This window comes from Citroniella saccharovorans (assembly GCF_035481615.1).
Classification (GTDB): domain Bacteria; phylum Bacillota; class Clostridia; order Tissierellales; family Peptoniphilaceae; genus Citroniella; species Citroniella saccharovorans.
This window is the reverse complement of the sequence record NZ_JAYKOT010000003.1, coordinates 375,157-399,407: the sequence shown is the minus strand read 5'-3', so window position 1 is coordinate 399,407 and position 24,251 is coordinate 375,157. Positions and strand designations below refer to the sequence as shown.

Sequence of the window (24,251 nt, the reverse complement as noted above, 5' to 3'; positions counted from 1 at the left end):
GTAATATAAAAACGTGTTTATTTTTTTATACTTACCAGTCTTTTTTTCAACAGTTACCCCTGGCCAGTTACCAACATATTGGTTGGAATCAGTGAGGCCGTTAAAAAGTGTTGACTTACCACTGTTGGGGTTGCCGGCAATTGCAATAGTAATAGCCATCTTAGTCCTCTTTCTTTTCTATTTCTTCAATTGCAATTAATTCAGCATCTGCTTATCTAATGCTAAGTTCATAATGTCTAATATTAATTTACACGGGGTCGCCAAGTGGCGCCACCTTCCTTGTGTAAATTTCTGAATTTTTTGTAATTCCCATGTCCATTATCCTTCTTTTCAAAGGACCAGAACCATTGATTTTTTTACGATGTAGTATTTTCCTGCAACTGCATCTCTTAAAGTTTGCAAGTCTTACATCTCCTCTACCAATATTTTTTTGCTATATCTTTTCCGATTGCAACTCTGGAATCCTTAATTGAAACAATTAAATTACCATCATTCTCATTAACAACCTTTATAACTGCATCTTTGACAAAACCAAGACTTGCCAGGTGGGACTCAGTTACATTACTATCTCCTAAAGACTTAACCCTTAAAATCTTATAATTAACATTTAAGGGCGCCATTACTAAGCTAGGCATTTAACCACTCGTTTATAGTTTTAATTTTATTAAAATAAATTACTATTTGAATTTGATTATTATCTTCTTAATCATTATAAGATAGAAAATTGAAAATTCAAATCAATTTCCCAGTTTTTTTTAAAGAATGGAATATTTTTAAGATTGAGAATATTTTTAATTTCTTTATCTATCTCCATATCAGAGATAAGTAAAATATGAGATTTCTCATGATTGTATGTCGAGCTAAGTTCTTTGGAACTCAAGAGAATACCTTCACTAATTAGCACATTAATAAATTGATCTATTTCCTCTATCGAATAATGTTTACTAAATTTCTTGTGTATTTTTTCTCTATTGCCAAATTCTTTTACTAAATTGAATACCTCATTCAGTATCTCGTAATCGCATTCAAGAGTTTTGAAACAATTATCTTGATAAATAGTGATTTAATTATTGTTAATTTTAGATAACAAAATTGTATCATTTACTTTAAGATTCACACCTAACCTCCTAATATAATAGTTAATTTGTGGCATTTAAGATTTAAGATTTAATTTTTATTAATTAGATCTCAGTGTGTGAGAACAAGAATCAACACTTGATTGATTATAGTTAACATTTTTTTTCGCTGTTCACTTTTATTGTCATTTCCACGCACCTCCTTTTATTAAATTACAAGTATTATCTTAAATAATAGTATCTACATTTGTTTTTTAGTCTTAACTGCCACATTTATATTTGGTTAAATGAATGATATTATCATTCATTTATAGATTATAACATATTTCGTTCCTGATATCAATAATTATTATCATTTAAGAAGTTTTATTAATTAATCTCTTTTTCGCGAATATTAGTTATAATCCTGATTTTTATCTGCAATTTGCTATTTATCCCAATAATATCTATTCTTTTCTAATTTGAAAACTATCACTGATAGAAAAGCACACTCATCTAAGGGTTATGAAGTCTGGGCAAGAAAACATAATATCAAAACAATGGCTGATTCAATAATTAAATTAAGAGAACAAGGAATTAATTCAATCACTCAGCTCGATGATCTAATCAAAAAATCTGCTGATGTTAGACAAGATTTGTTAGATAAAATAAAGAAGATTGAAACTGAAATGAATAGTTTATCCCAGGATATGGAAAATATAAATACTATAAATAAGTATCGTGAAATATATAAATACTACAAGAAAAATCCTGAGGACAAACAATTTGCAGAAGAATATTATAGTGAGCTTTCAGTCTATAAATTAGCTGCTAAAAAAATTTTAGAAAACTATAAAAAGCTACCAAAAACAAAAGAAATACTATCAAACCTCGATAAATTGCAAAAAAAAAGAACACCCTTATGCAAGAGTATTCTCTGAATAAAGAGCAATTTTCTGACCTTGTTCAATATAGGAAAAACTATGAAAATTATTATGGAAAGGATGTAGAGAGGTAACTACTTCTTATCCTAATATCTTCTTTGAATTAGCTTGAATTTGAATGGTAATATCCTCTAAGTTACTTTTTTTTATTTTTGCTATTTGAGTAATAGTATCTTCTAAGATTTTATAATCATATCTTTTTTTACTTTCTTTTGTAAAAGGAGCATCTGTTTCTAAAACAATTCTATCTATAGGTACACTGTGAATTAAATCATGACCTTTTTTTGTTGTTGTCATATCTAAATTGACAGATATATATATGTTTTGATTTTTCATCATACCATCTAGTAGTCTTTTAAGAGTTCCTGTGTACCAATGTAGAATATATATATTATTGTTGTTAATTAGTTCTTCAAATATAGAACTTTCAGCTTTTCTTGAGTGAATTGATATAATCTTACCATCACTTTTATTACACTCATCCATTATTTCTCGAAATATTCTTAGTTGTTTTCCAAAAGATTCTTTATTTCTTTCAGAATTATCTAGACCTATTTCCCCTACGAACCTTGTCTTATACAAATTTCGTTTAAATTTTTCAAAATAATTAGGGTACTCTTCAATCAATTCTGGATGATAGCCTAAAGCTAAAAAATTATTTTTAGAATCTTTATATTTTGGATAGTATCTTTCAAACAAAACTGGTAAATTTGTCACAAAAACTATTTTATTAGCATTGTTTAACATTTTAAAATTGTCATTATATAAATCTGGATGGCAATGAAAATCAATCAACTTCATTCAAATCTACCTCATTAAATACTTTATTTAATTCTTCTATACTCCTATTATAAACGTCTGCAAACTCTAATAAGTTATCTGTTAACGGACCAGATTTCTGTATCTCAAATACCGCTCTTTTAGGATTATGCTTTTCAAGCATTTGTAAAAAAGCATTTTTGTTTAAGATTCCAGCTTCAGATTTTTCTAAGGTTTTATGTCTATACTCCGTTTCATCTTTCCCATAAGCTGATATTATAGCTGCTTTTCTAACTATGCAAGGTATGCAATCTCCACAGTGTTTTGATGTCTTTTCTTTTTTAAATCTACCATTATCTGGGTGTGAGCAAGACATAGTCTTAACATACTGCTCTTTTAGGAAGCTACTATTTTTACACTCTTTCAGCATCTCACCTTTAGTCTTGAATTGATATGGATTAATGATTTTAATATCTAAATTCATATTATTTATTAAAGTTTGTAGTTTTTTCATGTAGTATGGGTGTGTAGTTCTTGTACTGCTACTCCCAAACCTTGATCCAGATAAGGGAACATTTAATGAGATGTAACCATTTTCAGGGATATATAGCTGAGTTTTTCTACCAAAAGCTGAGCCATAAACAATTGCATGCGAAAAAAACATAAAAGATCTTGTTCTAGTTGTATCTTCTTTACCATTCCTAGCAACAACATATGATTGAACCTGATCTCTATCATCTAACTCATATTTATTCTTTACAGCTTTAAAAATATCATCTTGATAGCTTTTAGTTCCTTTTCCTCCACCGTAATGACTAACTAGTAATATTGAAGAGGTTGAATCTTCGAGTAAGTCTATTCTCCTATAAAAGAGTCTAAACCACCTGAAAACATACAAATTTTGTCATAGCTCCTCTTATCCAACTCTTGATACTTTTTAGATGAATAGTATATTTGCTCTTGATACACAGTTTTAGGTCTAAATTCAAAAGTCCAATTGTAACCACTTAAAAAATTCAACATATCAGTTACTAATATTTTTTGAGAGTTCCAAAAATCAATGTCAGATACAGGAACATTTAGTTTGATAGTCCTAGTCCAACCATCATTTTGAGTATCTCTTTTTACTATTCGATCAGCTACAAAAACAAAAATAGATAAATATAATAAATCAATGGCTGATTTTGAAAATTCTTTCTCTAACTTAATGTAATTATCCCAAAAATTAAAACCAATATCTTTTTTATTTGTTATATCTAGTTTTTCATCAAATCCTTCAGGAATATTATCAATTGATTCATTTGTACAATATATTCTCATTTTATTCCTCCATAATCTCTAAGCAAGAAGTTAAAATCTTATTAAATGAATCTTCTGTGAAGTAGTCATCTTTATATGAATTAAATCCCACCTCAACGCAAGCTTGAATATATTCCTTAATATTTCTTTCAATCCTAATAGCTTCTTAAATATTGCTACCCTTTTTTTCAAATGAGTATACGTAATCAACTAACATTAATTGCCAAATTAATTCCCTAGTAAAATACTGAAGTAAGTATTTTGATTCAATTTCAGTTAAAGAATTATTGTCACCTAACAATAAACTCATTTCTTCCAAAGTGTTTACTGTAGCACTCCTTATAGCTATATCATCTTTTGATATAGAATTTTCTAAAACATAATTTACCAAAAGTGATATAGACTCTACGGTGGATTTATTTTTAAATTGATTCCCTAATGAAGCAATCGTAGTAGTGAATCCATTTTTTGTTATACTACTCAATAAATTAGAAAAATTACTCCCTGCGGAACTTATCCCTTGCCTTGATGAGAAAGCTTTAGCTCCACCATTTGCCCCAATATAATTACTGACAACTTTCTTCGAACTTCCAATGTACCCAATACTTACCTCCACTTTTATTTATCATCCCAGCTATTAATAACTGTGCTCATATTGCTACTTGCTGGTATTTTTAAATTTATTAGATTATTAGCGTATATCTTCATTGGTTTGCTCATATAATTTGAAGGTAAACCATATATTTTTCTTACTACAAAGTCTGCACATTCATTTCTTATCGTACTTATATCGATTAAACCTTTAAATACGCCTAACCTCTTATCTTCAGGCTGTTTAATAAACTCCTCAGAAAGTTGCTCAACCATTAAGTTAAGTTCGACAGAAGAAAGATTATTAATATTTTCCTCAGCGTTTAATTTAGCAATGTCATTCCCTGATAAATAAGCTCTAATAACTTGAACAGCATCGTTAGATAATTCTTTTCCGAATGTAATTGAGTCTAACCCTTTATTACGTGATAAGTAGAAATAAGGTTTGAGATCATGATCTATAAGATTGGGCTCTATTCTAACCCATTGCTCAAACCATTCATCTTTCCATTTTTTATCTATCTTTTTCTCTTTTCTTAGATTGTTTGCTTTAGATTTAATATTTTGATCTTCATCAGATTCTTTTTCATTATCAATCTCTTGGTAATAGCTCAAAATCTCATCTAATTTGTTCTCTTGTTGTAGCTGAACAAAATCTGTAAATATTGATGGTTTGACATATTGTAAGACCATTACCTTAACTAAAACCTGATCATCAATCTCAATGTTTTTTAATTCAGCAGTTCTTTTTCTTAATTCAAATTCATTTAAAAATCTTTTAAACTGTCTAGGATTACCATTTAATCCCGAATTTAAAAGTTCTGCTATCCTTTTTGCTAATGTAAAATTTTTAACTATAAGTTCATTGTCTTTGCTTTCTTCTGGTAAAGATACCCTTGATAATTTTTCTCTATATTGTTTGATCAAATCCATTTTTAATGATGAAAATTCATCTCCATCTACTATATTCTCGCTTAATAATAGTGTTATATAAATCTCTGTTTCAGCAACATTCATTCTTGGAATACGCACAGGATATTGAATGATTTTTTCTAAATATTCTTTACCAATATCTATTTTTGAACCATTATCTGATATATCTTCCGAGTATTTTTGCTTTATTGCATAAGCAATTTGTCTTTCATCTGCTCCATAGATAAAAGCTACTTTACCAGAAAACATAAATAGTCTCATCGCCTCAAAAAGTTTTAAAATCGTATCAGTGGAACATCTATCAATTTCATCTATATAAATTGCTACACGTGTAATGTCTGTTGTATCAATTAATTCTCCAAACTTTTCTCTGAACATTGAGATTTCATTTCTAATTTTCTCATCAGATGTTGCCTCAATATAATTATCTTTAACCGTGATAATAAACTCTTTTATATTCTCAGACTGTCCAAGGATTAATTCTGATTTACTTGCAGATGGATTTGTACTAAATGTAGATAGTGCAGCAAAAAAACCTTTTGATATGACTGGTATTAAGTTTATATTTAACAAACTTTTCCTCAATCCTTGCAAGATTTCTTTTGCTTTATCCCCCAACTTTTTCTTTTCTTCTATTGAGTCTAAAAGATAGTTAATAATTGTTGTTTTAATATCATCGTAACCCTCAAACAACCATGCGTTGAAATTAACAATCAAAGCCTTATCATCTTGATCTTGCAACCTTTTTTGGCTTATTGACATAATGCTTGATTTTCCCATGGTCGGGTCGTAGGCTAACAGTCCCTTTTTATTTTCCTTGCCTTCAATGGCAATTCTTGTCATCAAATGGGAAACTGATTGGGGATGTAGAATTCTCCTGCCTTTTTCCCGACTCTGATGCAAATTGTCCTATTAAATATTCGTAGGCATCTCCAAGGATGTCGCCTTTTGTTTTTGCAAAGTTAAGGGGAGATAGGGTTAGCATTATTTTCGAAATGGTTTCTTTTTGCCTTTATGGTGTTTGGCCTAGCTTTTTTGAGTAAAGATTTATGTCCTCGAATAAGTTTTCGTAGGCTGGGTCTGATTGTTCCGGGTCGCGAAAGCCTTGTTGCAGGTCTTATAGTTTGGAAGCTTTTGTTTTTGATTCCCTTTATAATGGCGCCAAATGTTAGTTCTGCCTTGAGGTTAAAGGAGTCTTCGTATTTTAATTCTTATAGGAGTTCTTCCCTATCTTATAGGCTCACCTCTGTCATATAGCCTTCAAAAATCTTTTGGCCTGGTCTATGTCCTCTGTCTCCTGGCCGATAAGATCTACTACCTTGAGGACCATGTTGTCTGATAAAAATTTATAAAAAATAAGGCCTAACAAATATGATTTATATTCATTGACGTCCATTTTCGATCTTAATATGTCAGCAGAGTCCCAAAGTTTTTGGTAAAGCTCTTGTGTCCTGGTCATTGTTTCCCTCCGGAATTTTCTTTTTCTTCCTAATTATAGCAAATACATGGAAGTTTAGAGAATTTCTTGATTTGGCAGAAAAAAAGTAGACGTTTGACCTTGGTCTACCTTCTTTATGGTATTTTCTATCTATGATATGGATTTTAAAATTTTTCAAATTTCTAAATTATTCTCCTTATTGTTTCTTGTATATTCTTAATGTCATTTACTTGCATTTTCTTCTCCTTACTTTTTGACACTAAAAAAGACGATAGATTATTATTTCTACCATCTTTAAATATCCAAGAAATCTTTTATTTATGGTTTTCTTTTAAGAAGTCATCAATAGTTTTTTTAGATTCATTTTTTGCTTCTTTATTGCCTTCAGTTGATCCACCCGTTGCAATTCTAGCTTTTCCTAAATCTAAAATACCATTGCCAGCAAATATATGCCCCGCTTCCTTATAAGAATAGATCCTTGCTTTAGGGTTTTGATCTTTTATTTTATTTGCCATGGCCAGGCTATCCCACATCAAATCCTCCTCCCCTACAAGCAATAATATCTTTGCCTTAAGGTCTTTGACTGATATTAGTTTTTCTTGACTTGCTGGGTCTTTTTCTATTGCACTCTCATAGGTTTCTTTAAAGCTAATAGGGCTTTTAATAAGAGTCGGAAGGATAATATGATTTAAAAATGACTTAAATGATGATTTTTTAATATCTATATACGGAAGCTCCCTGCCCTTGTAGGTCCAAGATGAACCATAGTCTTTAAAATCTAAACCGGCAAAATTATAAGATGTAGGCGCCATTAAAATCAGACTATCTATTTCAGGATATTTGTTAGCTAAATTAAGTGCGTATTCTGCACCTTTTGACGCTCCTAAAACACTTATCGGTTTATTGTCTTTTATATTTTTATTTATATAATTGATAACGTCTTCAAATTGTTCTAAGGGAATTTTTGTTAGAGTTTGTTCCTGGTTTTTCATACCAAACATAAATAGTGCAAAGGTCTCATATCCCTCTTCAGCCAATCTTTTAGCAGTTTCAAAATTTGGACCTCCGTCAGAACCTCCAAAACAAATTACAAGGCCCCTGTGTAATTTTTCCTTAGGTACAAATCTAAAGCCTTGCATCCTACCCTCATCTACATAAGTTACATCAACTCCTTCAATGTCTGTAGGATATAAACTTATATTAGCAACATCCTTATAATATTCAGGAAATTTCAAAGCGTTGATATCTTTATACTTATGGTCATTATATATTCTAAGAATAAAAACTAAAACTACTAAAATAATAACTATTGAAAAAATTCTAAAAAATATTTTCTTCATTTTCTTCCCTGCCTTTAAAATTGTTAATTTATTTAAAAATATAAGGTTTAATTCTCTCATCTTGTCAAGCTCTTGATAATTTTAACACATATGTAAATTTCTTTAGATTTATAAGAAGGAAAAAGCTGGTATTAAAGAATGGGTGTTTATAGACTGGAAGACCATTTTTTATCGGATAGTTAAGTTTAGGAAATTTCTTGCTTTGCTATTTTTATCCATAAGCATATCTGTTTAGCACTTTTATAGTAGAAGATTTCTGGCCTTGTCTTCTGTATCGTCTTCTTCATCATAGCCATCATAGGGTGCCTTGGGGTCATGGACTTTAGGTTTTCTTTTTAACCCATTGCAGACCTCATCTGTGTGAGAAAAAGCAAAATCTATATCATCAGTCCAACCTGTATGACCTGTTATAATTTTTAACTTTAAATTTCTCCTTCTAAGTGTTTCTTCTAACTTTTTAAGGGATTTAACTTGTAATTTTTTATCTTCTGCAAGAATGTTCAAAAATGCGTAGCCCCCATCTGGTCCAAACGAAATCGTGTCACCTGTAAATAAGTATGCATCATCGATTAGATAGACGAGATGTCCCCAAGTATGCCCTGGTACAAGAAATGCTTCTATCTTAATATTGCCAATATAGAAAACCTCTCCATCATCAACTAATACTTTTTTATTTTCTATGTGAACTTGTGGTAGTTTAACTAATCCATCAAATACTCTACGCTTTTTACGACCTTCTAAATATTCATTTTCGATTTTTCCAATATATATAGTGGATTCCCTAAACAATTCATCGCTGCCTTTTTCAATAGCTCCCACATGGTCTGTGTCTTGGTGGGTAATTAAAATTTCCCGAATATCTTTCGGATCGATATCAAGCCACTTCATTTTTTCTGCTAACCTATCATAATTATACCCTGCGTCTATCATAATCCTATGTTCGTCTTTTTTGTAAAAATAAATATTGGCAACATATTCTCTAACACAGCTTACTCTCTCATCAATATGTCCTGTATTTAAGGGCTTAAATAATTCTTTTCCCCGAAACAGAAAAGACATGACTTTTTCTTGTATTTTAGATTCTATTTTTGACATAAATCCTTGCCCATACTCCCTTCCTAAAAACTGCATTTTTATTGATACTCATCCTTGTATTCCTCATTTTCCTTATCTCTTTTTATTTCACATTCACATTATTAAATTGGATACTCTAAGCAGCACACCACCTTTTTTATTTTAGCATTTAAATTAGCTTATTATTAAAAAATTTTATGCGAGCTCATTATTTCTTAGTTTTTGTGAGATAGTAATTTTTAGGAGAACTTATGAACTTAAATGATAAACTAAGTTCATTAAATATAATATTTTAGCTCATGCTTTAAGTTGCTTTTCAATCTTAAAATTTATTTTTCTATTTCAAGCCACATGGTTCATACATAATGTTAAGCCATTTTCTTATTTTTCACTATCAAGGTGAATCAAAAATTATTAAAAATGCTTACCTACTTGATGCTACGATCTTTTTATAAAATTTATAGTGTTGATAAAAGCAATTATTTGAAAGATATTTTTCACCTACTATTTCTAAAATTTTAGTACCTAAATATTAAATTCAAAATTCATAAACCTATTGATTTCAAGGCTTTCAAATCCTAATTACTCATTTTCCCTTGGATGTAGAATTCACTAATCAGCCTTCCTTCAGTAAACTTCTTAGGAATTCCTGGAATAGCACCTACCTATGAAACTCTACACTCGCCTGGTTAGGTGCGTATCATCAATACTATAGCCTCAGTGGTCCAGACTATACCGCTCAGATACAGCCTCGCCTTGCTTTGCGGAGTCCTGCTCATTAATTTATCTTGTGGGACTTTGTCAAAGAATTTTTCTAGGTCTATGTCCACCACCCATTCAAATCCATCGTTTAGGTATTCCAAAATTTTTGTTATTGCCATTTGGCAGTTTCTTCCTGGTCTAAAGCCATAACTTGTTTCTGAAAATTTTTGGTCTATTATTGGTGTTAAGACTTGTACGATTGCTTGTTGGATTGTTCTGTCCATTACTGTCGGTATTCCGAGTTTTCTTTTTCCTCCGTTTGGTTTTGAAATTTCTACTCGAATTACAGGCTGTGGTTTATAGCGTCTTCCGATAATTTCTTGTCTTATCCCTGCCCAGTTGTCTTTGATGTATTCATCTATTTCTTCTACACTTATGCCATTTATTCCTGATGCTCCTTTGTTGGAGATGACTTTTAGTTTGGCTTGGTGCATGTTTTCCGGGTTTAGGATTTGATTTATTCTTTTATCTTCCATGTGTGCACTTGCTCCTTTCCGCTTGCATAACTTATTTCTTAGGTGTGAGATTTCGCTTTCATTTACGCTTCTTCTACTTTCTCTGTCAGATTTGTTATGCAACATACATTTTACTCGTGCTGTTAAATTGTTTAGTCCTTCGGTGTTTCCAACTAATATGACTTCTGCTAACTTCTCACTATTCATTGTTACTGCTGTTTCACTAGTGAGACCTCACGGGATAAGCCCTAATACTTTCATCGTTTACTTGCAGAATTTACGCCTTGGGTTTACGGTTATCTTTTGGGTCTTTGCTATCTATGGCTAGCTTGCCCACCTGTTTCTCCTTGTATTCTGTTCCTGTTCGTCAAGCCACGATTTTGCTACCCGTTCTTCTCTCCTAGATGTCACCATCTAAAACTTCGGGATTGCTATTAGATTCGTCGGTAACTACGCTCTGTATGGATCTCCACCCCAGCATTAGAACATGCCCGTCATACCAAAAAAAAGGAGGCTTAATGCTCCTTTTTATTTGCATATGGGTTGATGTAGCCTTTTTCCATGCCGGAATTGTAGGCTTCAACTATATTTTTCACGCCGAACTTTTCATAGATTGAGGCTATATGGTTGTAGAGGGTGCGTTCGCTGATGTGGAGTTTTTCGGCAATTTCCTTTTTGCTATCGCCTTTGACGAGTTCCGTGAGGACTTCCACTTCCCTGGGGCTGAGTTCGTTTACCATTTCGACAGCCATGGCCTGGGTCTTGCCCTCGCGCACCTTCCTTAGCCTTCCCATCATGTCTCCGATTTCTATGGACTTGTTGATAAAATCTTTGGCCCCGTATTCAAAAGCCCGCTGCCTATAATTTTCCAAATCATAAGAGGTCAAGATGACTATCTTTTGGTCGGGGAATTTTTCCAAGATTCCACCTATCATCTCTAATCCAGTTTTTTCTCCCCGTAGATTTATATCCAGGAGCAAAATATCATAGGCATTTTTTAAATTTGCGTCCAAGTCTTTAGGATCAGATATATAGGTGCACATTTCGACCCCCTCCTGCTCTTCCAAGAGGACCTTTATAGATTGGCCCAGAATCTTGTGATCGTCTAAGAGTAAAATTTTAATTTTCCCACACCTCCATGAGTACTTGGGTAAACAACTTGTCCCCCTTCAAATCATAATTTATCTTTCCAGAATTGAACTCAACCAAAAGGGTCAGGATCAAAATCCCCCTCTTGGATTCCTGAATATTTTTAAAATCCTCCTTGGTCGCCCCGTCGCTCTCCAAATTTATAAGGACTTTATTATCCTCCATGCTAAGACTATAATTTAAATATCTTCCCTCCGAGTGCTTGTAAATATTGTTGACCAGCTCTTTGGAGACCAAAAGCAAGAGGCGTTTTAATTTTTTATCCTTAAGATTTGCAGCCTCTGGATCTATATCCATCTTTAAGTCCAAGTCCTTGCCCTTGTAAAGGCTGGCAATATTGTGAAAAACATCCTCCAAGGAAGCGCCCACATCAAGGTCATCGTAGACATTGGACTGGTAGTACTTCATAATCCCCCTGGCCTTGTCCTCCAGGTCGGTCAAAATCTCTTTTACGAAGCCTAAGTCAGGGTCCTTGGTCGACAGGTAATTCTTGGAAGCAAAAATATCCTGGACAATATCATCGTGGATAACGCGGGCAAACTCTTCCCTCTCTTGACCAATGTGGTCAGATAGATAATAGAGCTTGTAAATCTTGTCGTAAATATTTTCTTGTTCTTTAAAATATAAGGTCAAAACCAATTCAAAAAACAAATAGGTAAAATGATACATCAGGTCTATTGATTTTGGATCAATGCCAAATATATAAACCGTAACACCAGCAAATACTCCAAAGCCCAGACCCAAAATTAGCAAAGACCTCAATGTCAATGGTAATATATTAATATTTTTAAAATTCTTTATCTTTAAAAATTTCAAAATATAAATGCCAATAAAAGCATAGAATAGATAAATAATTTTAATATTAAAACTAACAAGGTCCAAGGCACCAATAGCAATGGGCACCATAAATAAAATGCTATATATTAAAGAAGTTCTAAAAGAAATTTTATTATTAGATAGCTCTACTGCAACAAAAATAATAATTACACGCCTGGATAAATTTAATATTTTTTCTAGAACTGCATAGTCTTTTACCAAAAGCCCAGTTGCTTGAAGAATAGCAAAATACATCAGTATAAAAGCATGGATGCTAATATTTTTTAGCATTTTCTTGTACATATTTCCACCACAACCTCTCTATAGTTTTATTTTACCATATAGAAAGTAGTTATCACAGCCTTTTAAAAAAATAAGACAAATTTATAATCTTATAACTTGATCAAATCTATTTAGTGTACTTTCATCATTTACATGGGTAATAACAATAACAATTTTATCTTTGATTTCAAAAATCAAATCAAAAATAATTTCACTTGTTTCCTTGTCCAAGTTACTTGTAGGTTCATCAAAAATCATAACATCATAATCTTTTACTAAGAATCTTGCAATGTCTATCCTTTGTTTTTCACCTGTGGACACTTGGTTCCTGCTTCCTTCCTCAATAGGCTTATCTAAAAAGCTGTCCTTAAATTTCAATTTCCCATAAAGACTATTATTAGCTTCTAATCTTCTATAGAGTTCTATATTGTTTTTTATAGATCCGTCAATATAAAAGTCGTTTCTTTGTATATAAGCAACTTTCTTATATAGGTCATCGCTCAAAATTGTATTTATATCTTGGTTGTTCACCTGGATCTCGCCTCTATACTGGTCTGAACCATAATATTTCATTATTAACTTAGCAAGGGTAGACTTTCCTCGTCCGGATTCCCCTACTATAGCATAGGTTTTTCCTTTTTCAAATCTTGCATTAAAACCTTCAAAGATTATCTTATCTTCTCCAAACTTAAAATCCAAATCTTTGATGCTTATGGTTGAAATACTATTTTGAATTAGCTGACCTTCATTTTTCTCTCTTGATAAAATTTCATCAAAACTTTTCATGATATCGCTAACTGTTCCCATCAAGTTTTTATTATAGGCTAATTGTTGCAGGGGATTAAACACACCATTTAACAGGTTTATTGCAGAAATTAATAAGCCAACTGTAATATCTCCTCTAAGAGCAAACCATACCCCAATTGACATGCAGGCCAACTGAGCAAAAAAACTGAAAAAAAGTCCAAGGTCATTGGCAAGTCTAGATACAAATATATATGAAAACCTGCTTTTCTCATATTGATTATCCCTATCTAGGTATTTTCTTAAAAAAATATCAGACACACCAAGTAGCTTTATTTGTTCAAAGCCTTTTAGATGATTATTTATTACCTTTAAATAGTTCGCGCTTTCCTCTGAAAATTCATTGGTTTTTTTAGCCATTATTACCCCTGGTAACTGGGATAAAGCTATTGTAACAAGTGAAACTCCTACGAATGATAAGCCCAATTTCCAATTAATAAAAAATATTGTTCCAATACTAACCAAGGCCGATATAAAGTTCGCAACAATCTCACATCTAGGTGACAAATAGTTTGTTTGCAATAAGTCAATATTTTTTGTAAAGTTATTCAAATAGTATTCATTTGACTTTGATACATAATCTTTCATTTCCTTTTTATTTACAGACACATAAAGGTCTTTTTTGACATCTCTAATTATATCTGATACATTTTTACTCTTTATATATGTAAATAAAAGAGAAACAATAAACCATCCAATGACAACCTTAAGGCATGCTAATATTTTTGAAGCAAAGTCTACATCTTGGTTGATCACAACGTCAACAACTGTTCCCAGCCTAACAGAAAACATAGCAAATAAAACCGCTGACCCTATACTTAAAATCACCGCCAAAATATATGTCAACCAATGGTTCTTAATTATTTTATTCATAGTAAACCTCCTTTAACATTTTTTATTCTAACATGAGTTAAAAAAGATTACATGAGTAAATACTGCAATTTTTATTTTTTCATTACAATACCCACTTATTTCCGTGTCCGGATTTAAGGGGGCAGTACAATTTCTCCACAACTTTATTTTTATATTTTTACAAAGTGATTTCTTTATTGGATATTTCTCCTGGTAAGTCATCATGGGAGATTATAAAGGTTATTCTCTTATTTCTCTCTTCGTTAACGCGTGCGTAGATTTCACGAGCTGACTTGTCGTCTATGTTGGATGTGATTTCGTCCAAAATCAAGACATCTGGATCTCTATATATGGCCCTGGCGAAGGCTATTCTTTGTTTTTCCCCGCCAGAAAAATTGGCGACTGCTGGATTTATAATTGTATCCACACTTTTGTTTGCAAAGATTGGGGCCAGGAGTTTTTCATTTTGAACTTTATTCTTCATTTGCCCTTGCTTATTTTTATCAATGATTATATTGTCAAGGATGGATGCATTATAAATCGAAGATTGCTGGCTGAGGTAGATTACCCTTTCTCTTAAGTCCTCGTTGGCCAGGTCCATCATGTCCTCGCCGTTGTATTTGATGCTTTCAATTGGCCTAAACTTGGTCAGGTATTTTACCAGAGTCGACTTTCCAGTTCCACTGTCGCCCTTGACCCAAACTATGTCGCCTTTGTTGAAGGTCTCGTTAATCTTTACCGTCCTTAAAAATTCTCCGGCGCCAATGTAGTCTAGGTCGATTTCCATATTTTGAACTGGGTCCAGACTCTTTTTGCCATTGGGCTATGCCAGGCTTTTGACTTCGTCAATAAATCCAGTGGCAACCTTGTAGTCTCTCTTGTTTAAATTTGAAGAGACAATTGAGGAAACTGCTGAAAAATAAACTGGGATAAGGAATATTACTATCATAATAACCCCTGCTTGGTAGTCGTCCTTGGTCGCCATAAAGAGCATGTAGAGCATGATTATAGACCTGACAACTTCGTTAAAGCCGTGGATTATATAGCTGACGCTTTGGGCGTAAACATTTACATCTGCCATAGATTTAAAAATCTTGTGGACGTCGTCATCGATTAAGTTTTCTATATAGGAAAACTTGGATAGCTGTTTGAAATCATCCACATTGTCTATAAATGACAAAACTTTTTGCCAACCAGCGCTCGTTTGTTCTTGCATGACCTTGGATTTTTCAAAGAGCTTTTTGTTTAAAGCCTTGTAACCCAAGATATTTATGGGGAGGACCATGGCCATTGCACAGGCGATGATCCAATTTACCTTAAACAAAATCACAAGGGCACCTACAACTATAATTATATTTGACCAAATATTTATGTAGTCCCCAGTCATAATTGAATAAGTCGATTTGACACTCATTATAATTCTTTCAAGGACGTTTAAGGGTCCGCGATTGGTAGGCTCGTCATATTGCATCTTGTGGGTTTGGCCCAGAGACTTGAAGAAATTATTCTTGTTAAACTCCAGGGCAAATTTTTCCCTAACATAAATCAAAAGCACCCTGATCAAATACGAGGCCACAATAATTCCTGCCAGAGTGTAGATCATAGCGTTGTCAATGTTGATGTTGTTGGCCTTCCAGTATTGGATAAGGGCCGGCGGCACCAAAGTAATTACCGCACCAATAATTGCAATCAAAAGCATGGTGATAAAAAATTTCTTGTATTTCAGATTTTCTCCTCTTGTTTTACTTTATTATACCATATATATATCAATTGCAATCGAATAGGGGCTAAAATCTAGCTCCTCTCACACCACCGTACGTGCCTTTCGGCATACGGCGGTTCAATTTAATTTACACATGACCTGCTTTTATAGTAATCGTATGGGTCGACTAATCCTGTTTTGGTTAGTCTCTCCTTTGTAATTGCTCTTACTAAGCAGGTTTTTGTTGCTACAAAGTAATACCTATCTCCACAATAGGCTGTCAGTCTTGCCAGGTCTTTTCCTACTCCCATCTTCTGTAACTCCCATTGTCTTTTCTTTGGCACTTTCCACATTTTCCAACAGATTATTCTGAGTCTAGTCCTAAGTTGTTCGCTAAATCTTTTTAGTTTGCTTTTCATATCCGCAAACCTAAAGTAATTTATCCAGCCTCTTGTTACTTCATTTAATTTCTTGATTCTGTAGTCAAAAGAAACTGACCATTTTCTTGTGGTTAGAGTTCTTATTTTATCTTTGAATCTTTTAAATGATGTTTCGTGGACTCGTATTTTCCATGCATTTGTTTTATTGTCTTTCCAGTAGCCAAATCCTAGATATTTTATTCCACTTGGTTTTGTTATCTTGCTTTTTTCTGCGTTTACTTTTAAGCCGAGTTTTTCTTCTATGAATCTTGTTACTGAGTGCATTACTCTTGTTGCGGCTGCTTTGCTCCCTACAAATATTAAGCAGTCGTCTGCGTATCTAGTAAATCTAAGTCTTCTTGATTCTACTTCTTTGTCTAATTTATCCAGCATGATGTTGCTTAGTAGTGGTGATAGGTTCCCGCCTTGGGGAGTTCCTATTTCACTTTTTTCGTATACACCTTTGTTCATTATTCCCGCTTTTAAATATTTTCTGATTAGTGATTCTGTGTCAGGTGCTTGGATGTGTTCATGAACTATGCTCATTAATTTATCTTGTGGGACTTTGTCAAAGAATTTTTCTAGGTCTATGTCCACCACCCATTCAAATCCATCGTTTAGGTATTCCAAAATTTTTGTTATTGCCATTTGGCAGTTTCTTCCTGGTCTAAAGCCATAACTTGTTTCTGAAAATTTTTGGTCTATTATTGGTGTTAAGACTTGTACGATTGCTTGTTGGATTGTTCTGTCCATTACTGTCGGTATTCCGAGTTTTCTTTTTCCTCCGTTTGGTTTTGAAATTTCTACTCGAATTACAGGCTGTGGTTTATAGCGTCTTCCGATAATTTCTTGTCTTATCCCTGCCCAGTTGTCTTTGATGTATTCATCTATTTCTTCTACACTTATGCCATTTATTCCTGATGCTCCTTTGTTGGAGATGACTTTTAGTTTGGCTTGGTGCATGTTTTCCGGGTTTAGGATTTGATTTATTCTTTTATCTTCCATGTGTGCACTTGCTCCTTTCCGCTTGCATAACTTATTTCTTAGGTGTGAGATTTCGCTTTCATTTACGTTTCTTCTACTTTCTCTGTCAGATTTGTTATGCAACATACATTTTACTCGTGCTGTCAAATTGTTTAGTCCTTCGGTGTTTCCAACTAATATGACTTCTGCTAACTTCTCACTATTCATTGTTACTGCTGTTTCACTAGTGAGACCTCACGGGATAAGCCCTAATACTTTCATCGTTTACTTGCAGAATTTACGCCTTAGGTTTACGGTTACCTTTTGGGTCTTTGCTATCTGTTGCTAGCTTGGCCACCTTTTACGCCTTGTATTCTGTTCCTGTTCGTCAAGCCACGATTTTGCTACCCGTTCTTCTCTCCTAGATGTCGCCATCTAAAACTTGCAAGTCGCTATTAGATTCGTCGGTAACTACGCTCTGTATGGATCTCCACCCTAGCATTAGAACATGCCCGTCATACAACAAAAAGTGCGACTAATTTTGTAGTCGCACTTTTTTCTACTGTCTTAACTTTATTAAGCTCTCTCAAGGCTAGGGAAGGAGCTTTTCGTATTATTAACTATCCTTACTAAAAGTAGCATTACAGGAACTTCTGTAAGAACCCCTACAGTTGATGCAAGAACAACAGGAGAATCTACACCAAATAGGGCTATGCCTACAGCCACTGAAAGTTCAAAAAAGTCAGATGCTGCTATTAAAGAAGCTGGTGCTGCTATCTCATGAGGTAGTTTGCTTACTTTACTTACAAAATATGTTAGAGAGAATGAAATCACATTTTGAAGTATTAGTGGAACTGCTATTAAAACTACATAAAGTGGATGCTCTACTATCATATCTCCTTGGAAAGTAAATATAATAATGAGGGTAAGAAGAAGTCCTATTGTAGTTACTCCGTCAAACTTTTTTATAAAGTTATTTTCCAGGTAATCTTTTCCCTTATTTTTTATTATAAAGTACCTTGATAAAAACCCGCCCACTAAAGGAATAAGAACAAAAAGTACTAATGACATTAATAGAACATCCATTGGTAGACTTATTCCCTTTAAACCTAAAAGGAGCTGTACAAGTGGTACAAATAGGAAGAGTATCAAGATGTCATTTATCGATATCTGTACAAGGGTTTGCGCTGGGTCTCCATTAGTAAGACTGCTCCACACAAAGACCATGGCTGTACATGGGGCTGTCCCTAAGAGTACTGCACCTATAACAAAATCATTGGCAAGATTAGCGGGTATTAACTGGCTAAATACATAATGGAAGAAAAGTGTAGATAGACCAAACATTAAAAATGGTTTGATTGCCCAGCTTGCTATTGTAGAAATAATTATACCTTGGGGATGTTTTCCTACATTTTTTAGTGATTTAAAGTCTATTCTAACCATCATAGGGTATATCATAAGCCACATTAAAACTGTTAAAATTATATTTTGACCCTTAAATTCCAACGACTGTAGGAAAGATTGGACAGATGGCATAAATTTAGCAATCAAAATACCTGCAGCCATACAGAGTAAAACCCATATACTTAAATATCTTTCAAAAAAACTAATTTTATCCTTTGTTTCTTTCAACAATTTCACCTCTTTATTAATCTGACTATTCTTATAATAGGTCTTTTAAATTGTCTTCTTTTAAATCTTCTGGAATCCACTCAACAAGGGCTGTGTTAGATTGAGATGTTTCATCTATTGTCTTAATCCACTCTTTTTCTTGCTCGGCTCTAGCTTTTAAAATCTCGTTTTGACTGCCGCTTGCAAAGTAACTTGAGTTGATAATCCACCATTTATTAAAGATTCCTGCCCTATCTAGATCTTCCTTAAGTCTTTTTGCTTCATAATAAGGAGTTGCTTCTGCTAGGGCTATGATTACAACCTCTGTATAATCCTTGTCCTTAAGCCTTGGTAGTAGCTTCTTTGCTGATTCAGGTACATCTCCTTGGTTTCTTGAAATTTCCCTATTATAGCTTTCAGTTGATTCTAAAAGAAGGATAGTATGACCAGTTGGGGCTGTGTCTATTACTACTATTTCATCTTCTGACTTGTCTACTATTTCAGCAAAGGCACGAAAGACTGCAATTTCTTGGGTACATGGACTTCTTAAGTCTTCTTCGATATAGTCAACGTCTTCCTCGCTTGCCCCTTCTTCTTTTGCTTTTCCTAGGACTTCCTCTCTATAAGATTCAAGCTCCTTATCTTCATCTATATAGGAAATAGTCAAATTTTCTCTTTCGCTTATTATATATTTTAGATGGTCGGCTGGGTCTGTTGTTGCAAGATGAACCTTTTTCCCTTTATTATTAAGGCCTAGGGCAATAGCAGCTGCTATAGTTGTTTTTCCTACCCCTCCCTTACCCATGGTAAGGATAACTTTTTTATCGTTCTTATATAGGTCGTCAACAACATCTTGTAGCCTAGATATCTTGCTAGTATCTATGGTAACTGAAGACTCCATTTTTTCTTCTATATCATCTGAGAAAAACTTTCTAAGATTTTCAATACTAGATGTGTTGTATGGTTTAAGTGGAATATAATAAGTTTCAAGCTCTTTTAGCCCTTCTGGCATTGCTTCCACGTCTTTTTTTTGCATATTGTGTATAGCTGTTGAAAGATCATCATCATAGGAATCTAGCATACCATTTATTATGTGAACTTGGTTGTCTATACCAATTTCGTGGAGTTCATTTGAAGTCCTTGCCGCTTCCTTTAGGGCTGTTTCTATAGGTCTAGAAACTAGTATAAGGCTAGTTAAGTCACTGTTAGCTAGGTTTTCAACAGCCTTTTTATAAATACCTCTTTCTTCATCTAGCCCTGATAGCTGGCCTAGGCAAGATGCTCCATACTTGTTGTTATCTAAAAAGTTTGTCCACGCTGAAGGTAGTTCTAGCATTCTTAGTGTATGACCTGTTGGAGCAGTATCAAATATTATATGGTCATATTCTTCTGCAAGCTCTTCATCAGCTATAAAGCTTGTGAACTCCTTAAAAGCTGCCACTTCAGTTGTACATGTTCCTGAAAGCTGCTCTTCCATGGCTTTTATAACCTCATCTGGCAGCTTGCCTCTTTGGGGCCCAACTACGCTTTCTTTATAGTCTTCTAGGGCTTTCTCTGGTTCAAAGTTAGCTAGCTTTAAATTCTTTACCTTATCTATATCTCTTATTTTATTGTCTAAGTCTATATCAAAAATATCCTGTAAGTTTGAGGCTGGGTCTGTACTTACAAGGATAACTTTTTTACCTTGATCTGCTAGGTTTATAGCAAGACTTGAAGCTATAGAAGTTTTACCTACACCTCCCTTTCCTGTAAAGAAAAGATACTTATTTAGCTTAATATTTTCTGGGTTGAATCTTGTATACACATTGACCTCCTATCCTGTCTATTTGTTTTCTTTATTCTTTTTCATTTTTTGAACTGCTAAACCAGACATTATATATTCTTTTGGTATATCCAAAAATTCAACAAATTCATCATTTGTAGGGTATTCTCTTGTTTTGACTACTTCATCATCAACCATTGTAATAGGAAGTACATCGACTCCTTCTTCATTTAACAGCTTGCTTACTTTATCATTTTCAGCGTAAAGCTGTGGTTCTTCTTTTAGGTTATGTCTTATTACTTCTACATTGTTTTTGCTTAACCTATTAATCGCTGTGGATACCCTTAATAAGTTCTTGTCTACTGATGGTCCACATACACCTGTTGAACAACACATTGCTGGGTCATAAATTACCATTTTTTTCATACTAACACTCCTTTAGCATTTATTTTTCCTTACATTTTTTACAAATACAATCTTCTTTATCTTCAGTAATATAATCTAGGAAGTCTTTAACCTCTCCTATTCTTTCAAGGTTTAGAGTATATCTCATCCAAGCCCCATCCCTTCTTCCGTTAACAAGGCCTGAATCCGTTAAATTTTTCATGTGATAGCTTAGAGTTGATTGAGAAATACTCAAACCATCCAAAATATCACAGGCACAAATCTCACCACATGAGAGCATATCAATTATTTTCAGCCTGGTTTCATCAGACAAAACCTTGAATATAGGCGTGAACTCTGCGTATGATCTTTTCATAATTCCCCCCTTTCTTTATTTGATATATCGATACTCTTCAATGATATCGATATATTTCGATTTCATATTTATTATACACCCCATATCGATGATTGTCAATGTTGTTAAAAAACTAATTAGAGTTATTTTTAAGCTTCTAAAAACTAATTTTAAATTTAATGCTCAAAAATTAAATACTTATTATTAAAATTTGCATAATTTACTTAGGCTTGTTTGCCATGCTTATTTTTATTTAATTGTTAATTGTTATTTGTTATTTTACTATTGACCTCATATAGTTAGTATATTACATTTAGCTAATCTGCAAACTTGTTTATGTTTTACAACTTATTAATCGATGTTTCAAGTCCTAATATCCATCCTGTTCACTCCACCTAAAATATCCATATGTCTACACACCCTGCAATAATCTACACTTGAAATGTTCCCACAAGGTATTTTTTTAAATAGAAAAATGGCTTTTAAGATTTCTTTTAAAATCCTAAAAACCATTGATTTCAGCACTTTTATAGCTTGTTATTCTATTTTCTTGACATAAATACTACAGTCTCCACGTGCATTGTCTTTTGCTTGGGAACATAAATTTTTTTCCTCGTCATTCTTGTAGAAGCACAATTTATTAATACCATTATCTTTAGCATTTTTTCTTTTATCTTTAAAGTTATTTGAATCTTGACTATCTTTAATTCATGTTTTGAAATAAAATGTTATGTCATATGAATGAACTGTTCCGTCTTTGTCAATTCTGCCCACCACGACTTTATCAACTATGCTTTCAAATACTGTTCTATTAAATTCCTCTATAATTTCTTTATTTTCTAAGATCTTTTTAAATTGCTTTAGTCTTTCTTTAATAGAGTTTTCATCTTTGATAGTTAGCTCTAGTGTTTTCTTTTCATCAAGTAATTCTTCTTTTTGTTTTGTAAGTTTTTTATACTTTTTAGCATAAATTTCTTCATCTATAGTCTCTTCTAAATGAAGATCAACTAACTTTCTTTCTTGACTAATGATTCTATTTAATTGGTTTTCTAACTTTTTCAGATCCTTGACTAAAGTATTATCATTTATTTCTTCTTCTACAATTTTTAAAAAGTCATCTATTACTGTTGAATCTACATGGCATAATTGCCTATAGCTTTCAACAAATACTTTTTCTATTGCCGCTTCTTTTATTCCTTTCTTTCAAATTTTATTTTATAATCCGAGTAGAAACACTAGCCAAGCTTGGATTATGGATATGATTGGAATTAGTAAAAATGGCATCAAGATAAAATGTTCTTTAATGGCCAAATGTTTCATCCAATTTCCAAATTTGTAGTCCTCATTCCCTTCAGTACCAGGTATTACTATCTTATTCTTGTACTTTCCTTGGAACAAAAGTATATCCAATAAAAAGAAATCTCCAAAGTTTAATATTATCCACTGAATATAGCTCATCCAGAAAAGATCTCTAAGTCCTCTTATTCCCGTATATAAAAGAGAGGTCACTCCATATATAAATACGATTCCTGAAATTATAATCGTAAGTATTAAATTTATTCTTTTTTCTTTTTTTGTCATCTTTTCTGGAGCAGAATTTTGTATTCCCTTTGGATAGGAATCGAAGAAAAATCTTGGGTTAATCAGTACAAAAGCTGCCACTTGACCGTTAAAGATAGCAGCCATTGCAATTCCATCTAATATTGCTCTTGTTATATCCATAATATTCTCCTTATTTATTTTCCAAAAAGATTTTTAATTTCTCTGCGTATTCTTTGGGATGTTCATGGAGAAATTGTCCATGACCCATTCCTTCAAATACTTCTGTTTCCATTTGTGGAAGATACTCTCTTAATATCTTTTCACTTTTTTCAGGGATTGGCTCTTCGCTCCCCCTCCAAAACATTACTGGATTTGAAAACTTACTTAAATTTTTTGGAGGCTTATAATGATAGATAAACTCGCAGGCATTTTTAATAGTGGTTTTTGAAATTTGCGGATAGGCCATTTCTATTACGCTTAGATTATCCTTGCCCATAATCTTATCTAATAAAAATTTAGGGATTGGCTTTTTATTCTTGATCCTACTTGTACCAATGATAAAAGCTCAGGTAAATGGTCTTGCCATCAGGCCCAACTCGGCAGTAATCGCCCCATCTAAGAGGACTTTAGAAGCAGAAATGTTTCCTCTTCCAATTAATTCAACAGCTATAGTTGCTCCCATAGAAAATCCGCATATTCCATAGACACTCCCGCCCATTTCATTTAATATGTAATTTTCTATTGAATCTATGGTTTCCTCCATTGAAGTTAAATCTTTTGGGTTAGTCCCATAATGTCCATCCAATTCGCAGAAAATTACATAGTAGTCTTGTAAATAAGGAAGCAAAGGTTTGAAACATAGATCCGCTGTAGAGGCAAGTCCATGAATAAATAATATTGACTTCTTATTTCTATTTCCAAACGTTATAAAGTTCATTTTCCCCTCTTTTAAACTTTTCT

Annotated in this window: 21 protein-coding genes and 4 pseudogenes; 1 reads left to right on the top strand and 24 read right to left on the bottom strand. The window is 33.0% G+C overall.

The features are described from left to right. Window positions 1-21: 21 nt before the first annotated feature. From VLK81_RS04475 to VLK81_RS04465, 3 genes and pseudogenes are all read right to left on the bottom strand, one after another. Window positions 22-159: pseudogene (locus tag VLK81_RS04475) on the bottom strand (FeoB small GTPase domain-containing protein); the annotation flags it as partial. A 52-nt stretch (window positions 160-211) separates the two neighbouring features. After that, window positions 212-402: pseudogene (locus tag VLK81_RS04470) on the bottom strand (FeoA family protein). A 14-nt stretch (window positions 403-416) separates the two neighbouring features. After that, window positions 417-620, bottom strand: coding sequence for a FeoA family protein (locus VLK81_RS04465; protein ID WP_324619478.1), 204 nt, complete (start codon window positions 618-620; stop codon window positions 417-419). Window positions 621-1,549: 929 nt separating this feature from the next. On the opposite strand from VLK81_RS04465, the pseudogene VLK81_RS04460 reads away from it, so the two are divergent. After that, window positions 1,550-2,073 (top strand): annotated as a pseudogene (locus VLK81_RS04460) (relaxase/mobilization nuclease domain-containing protein); the annotation flags it as partial. A 7-nt stretch (window positions 2,074-2,080) separates the two neighbouring features. On the opposite strand, the gene VLK81_RS04455 reads toward VLK81_RS04460, so the two are convergent. From VLK81_RS04455 to VLK81_RS04350, 21 genes and pseudogenes are all read right to left on the bottom strand, one after another. After that, entirely contained in the window at window positions 2,081-2,800 is a 720-nt protein-coding gene (locus VLK81_RS04455; protein ID WP_324619477.1) for a TatD family hydrolase, read from the bottom strand. Beyond that, window positions 2,787-3,656: a Qat anti-phage system QueC-like protein QatC gene (qatC, locus tag VLK81_RS04450; protein WP_324619476.1), complete on the bottom strand. Its 870-nt coding sequence runs from the start codon at window positions 3,654-3,656 to the stop codon at window positions 2,787-2,789. The genes VLK81_RS04455 and qatC overlap by 14 nt, the downstream gene beginning before the upstream one ends. Continuing rightward, complete coding sequence (locus tag VLK81_RS04445; RefSeq protein WP_324619475.1) at window positions 3,614-4,078, bottom strand: hypothetical protein; 465 nt, start codon at window positions 4,076-4,078, stop codon at window positions 3,614-3,616. The genes qatC and VLK81_RS04445 overlap by 43 nt, the downstream gene beginning before the upstream one ends. A 145-nt stretch (window positions 4,079-4,223) precedes the next feature. Next, a complete protein-coding gene (locus tag VLK81_RS04440) occupies window positions 4,224-4,673 on the bottom strand; it encodes a hypothetical protein (protein WP_324619474.1) in 450 nt (149 codons plus the stop codon). Window positions 4,674-4,675: 2 nt separating this feature from the next. Beyond that, window positions 4,676-6,484 (bottom strand): KAP family P-loop NTPase fold protein, encoded by a 1,809-nt coding sequence (locus tag VLK81_RS04435; RefSeq protein ID WP_324619473.1) that lies wholly within the window; start codon window positions 6,482-6,484, stop codon window positions 4,676-4,678. Window positions 6,485-6,830: 346 nt separating this feature from the next. After that, entirely contained in the window at window positions 6,831-7,040 is a 210-nt protein-coding gene (locus tag VLK81_RS04430) for a type I restriction-modification system subunit M N-terminal domain-containing protein (RefSeq protein WP_324619472.1), read from the bottom strand. 293 nt (window positions 7,041-7,333) lie between these two features. Continuing rightward, the gene (locus tag VLK81_RS04425; RefSeq protein ID WP_324619471.1) at window positions 7,334-8,359 is read right to left on the bottom strand and encodes an alpha/beta fold hydrolase; all 1,026 of its coding nucleotides are present in this window, start codon (window positions 8,357-8,359) and stop codon (window positions 7,334-7,336) included. A gap of 240 nt (window positions 8,360-8,599) precedes the next feature. Further along, window positions 8,600-9,454, bottom strand: a complete 855-nt coding sequence (locus VLK81_RS04420; protein ID WP_324619470.1) for an MBL fold metallo-hydrolase — start codon at window positions 9,452-9,454, stop codon at window positions 8,600-8,602. Between the two features lie 668 nt (window positions 9,455-10,122). Further along, window positions 10,123-10,857 (bottom strand): reverse transcriptase domain-containing protein, encoded by a 735-nt coding sequence (locus VLK81_RS04415; protein WP_324619469.1) that lies wholly within the window; start codon window positions 10,855-10,857, stop codon window positions 10,123-10,125. 308 nt (window positions 10,858-11,165) lie between these two features. Continuing rightward, on the bottom strand, window positions 11,166-11,768 hold the full coding sequence (locus VLK81_RS04410) for a response regulator transcription factor (RefSeq protein WP_324620460.1): 603 nt from the start codon (window positions 11,766-11,768) through the stop codon (window positions 11,166-11,168). Between the two features lies 1 nt (window position 11,769). Next, on the bottom strand, window positions 11,770-12,837 hold the full coding sequence (locus tag VLK81_RS04405) for a sensor histidine kinase (protein ID WP_324619468.1): 1,068 nt from the start codon (window positions 12,835-12,837) through the stop codon (window positions 11,770-11,772). Window positions 12,838-12,999: 162 nt separating this feature from the next. Then, window positions 13,000-14,574, bottom strand: coding sequence for an ABC transporter ATP-binding protein (locus VLK81_RS04400; protein ID WP_324619467.1), 1,575 nt, complete (start codon window positions 14,572-14,574; stop codon window positions 13,000-13,002). A 157-nt stretch (window positions 14,575-14,731) separates the two neighbouring features. Continuing rightward, on the bottom strand, window positions 14,732-15,340 hold the full coding sequence (locus VLK81_RS04395; RefSeq protein ID WP_324619466.1) for an ABC transporter ATP-binding protein: 609 nt from the start codon (window positions 15,338-15,340) through the stop codon (window positions 14,732-14,734). Window positions 15,341-15,376: 36 nt separating this feature from the next. Next, window positions 15,377-15,967, bottom strand: a complete 591-nt coding sequence (locus tag VLK81_RS04390; protein ID WP_324619465.1) for an ABC transporter ATP-binding protein — start codon at window positions 15,965-15,967, stop codon at window positions 15,377-15,379. 431 nt (window positions 15,968-16,398) lie between these two features. Beyond that, window positions 16,399-17,865: a group II intron reverse transcriptase/maturase gene (gene ltrA, locus VLK81_RS04385; RefSeq protein WP_324619464.1), complete on the bottom strand. Its 1,467-nt coding sequence runs from the start codon at window positions 17,863-17,865 to the stop codon at window positions 16,399-16,401. Window positions 17,866-18,213: 348 nt separating this feature from the next. Next, window positions 18,214-19,269 carry an ACR3 family arsenite efflux transporter gene (arsB, locus tag VLK81_RS04380; protein ID WP_324619463.1) on the bottom strand — a complete coding sequence of 352 codons (1,056 nt, stop codon included), beginning with the start codon at window positions 19,267-19,269 and terminating at the stop codon, window positions 18,214-18,216. A gap of 31 nt (window positions 19,270-19,300) precedes the next feature. Continuing rightward, complete coding sequence (arsA, locus tag VLK81_RS04375; RefSeq protein WP_324619462.1) at window positions 19,301-21,052, bottom strand: arsenical pump-driving ATPase; 1,752 nt, start codon at window positions 21,050-21,052, stop codon at window positions 19,301-19,303. 18 nt (window positions 21,053-21,070) lie between these two features. Next, entirely contained in the window at window positions 21,071-21,436 is a 366-nt protein-coding gene (arsD, locus tag VLK81_RS04370) for an arsenite efflux transporter metallochaperone ArsD (RefSeq protein WP_324619461.1), read from the bottom strand. 19 nt (window positions 21,437-21,455) lie between these two features. Further along, on the bottom strand, window positions 21,456-21,770 hold the full coding sequence (locus VLK81_RS04365) for an ArsR/SmtB family transcription factor (protein ID WP_324619460.1): 315 nt from the start codon (window positions 21,768-21,770) through the stop codon (window positions 21,456-21,458). A gap of 1,194 nt (window positions 21,771-22,964) precedes the next feature. Beyond that, on the bottom strand, window positions 22,965-23,471 hold the full coding sequence (locus tag VLK81_RS04355) for a hypothetical protein (protein WP_324619458.1): 507 nt from the start codon (window positions 23,469-23,471) through the stop codon (window positions 22,965-22,967). Window positions 23,472-23,481: 10 nt separating this feature from the next. Beyond that, window positions 23,482-24,228 (bottom strand): annotated as a pseudogene (locus tag VLK81_RS04350) (alpha/beta fold hydrolase). Between the last annotated feature and the right edge of the window lie 23 nt (window positions 24,229-24,251).

Excerpts from the sequence above, each read along its gene's own strand:
- VLK81_RS04465 (WP_324619478.1), bottom strand. The coding sequence starts at position 620 with ATGGCGCCCTTAAATGTTAATTATAAGATTTTAAGGGTTAAGTCTTTA.
- VLK81_RS04455 (WP_324619477.1), bottom strand. The coding sequence starts at position 2,800 with ATGAAGTTGATTGATTTTCATTGCCATCCAGATTTATATAATGACAAT.
- VLK81_RS04445 (WP_324619475.1), bottom strand. The coding sequence starts at position 4,078 with ATGAGAATATATTGTACAAATGAATCAATTGATAATATTCCTGAAGGA.
- VLK81_RS04430 (WP_324619472.1), bottom strand. The coding sequence starts at position 7,040 with ATGACCAGGACACAAGAGCTTTACCAAAAACTTTGGGACTCTGCTGAC.
- VLK81_RS04425 (WP_324619471.1), bottom strand. The coding sequence starts at position 8,359 with ATGAAGAAAATATTTTTTAGAATTTTTTCAATAGTTATTATTTTAGTA.
- VLK81_RS04420 (WP_324619470.1), bottom strand. The coding sequence starts at position 9,454 with ATGTCAAAAATAGAATCTAAAATACAAGAAAAAGTCATGTCTTTTCTG.
- VLK81_RS04415 (WP_324619469.1), bottom strand. The coding sequence starts at position 10,857 with ATGAATAGTGAGAAGTTAGCAGAAGTCATATTAGTTGGAAACACCGAA.
- VLK81_RS04400 (WP_324619467.1), bottom strand. The coding sequence starts at position 14,574 with ATGAATAAAATAATTAAGAACCATTGGTTGACATATATTTTGGCGGTG.
- VLK81_RS04395 (WP_324619466.1), bottom strand. The coding sequence starts at position 15,340 with ATGGAAATCGACCTAGACTACATTGGCGCCGGAGAATTTTTAAGGACG.
- VLK81_RS04390 (WP_324619465.1), bottom strand. The coding sequence starts at position 15,967 with ATGAGTGTCAAATCGACTTATTCAATTATGACTGGGGACTACATAAAT.
- ltrA (WP_324619464.1), bottom strand. The coding sequence starts at position 17,865 with ATGAATAGTGAGAAGTTAGCAGAAGTCATATTAGTTGGAAACACCGAA.
- arsD (WP_324619461.1), bottom strand. The coding sequence starts at position 21,436 with ATGAAAAAAATGGTAATTTATGACCCAGCAATGTGTTGTTCAACAGGT.
- VLK81_RS04365 (WP_324619460.1), bottom strand. The coding sequence starts at position 21,770 with ATGAAAAGATCATACGCAGAGTTCACGCCTATATTCAAGGTTTTGTCT.
- VLK81_RS04355 (WP_324619458.1), bottom strand. The coding sequence starts at position 23,471 with ATGGATATAACAAGAGCAATATTAGATGGAATTGCAATGGCTGCTATC.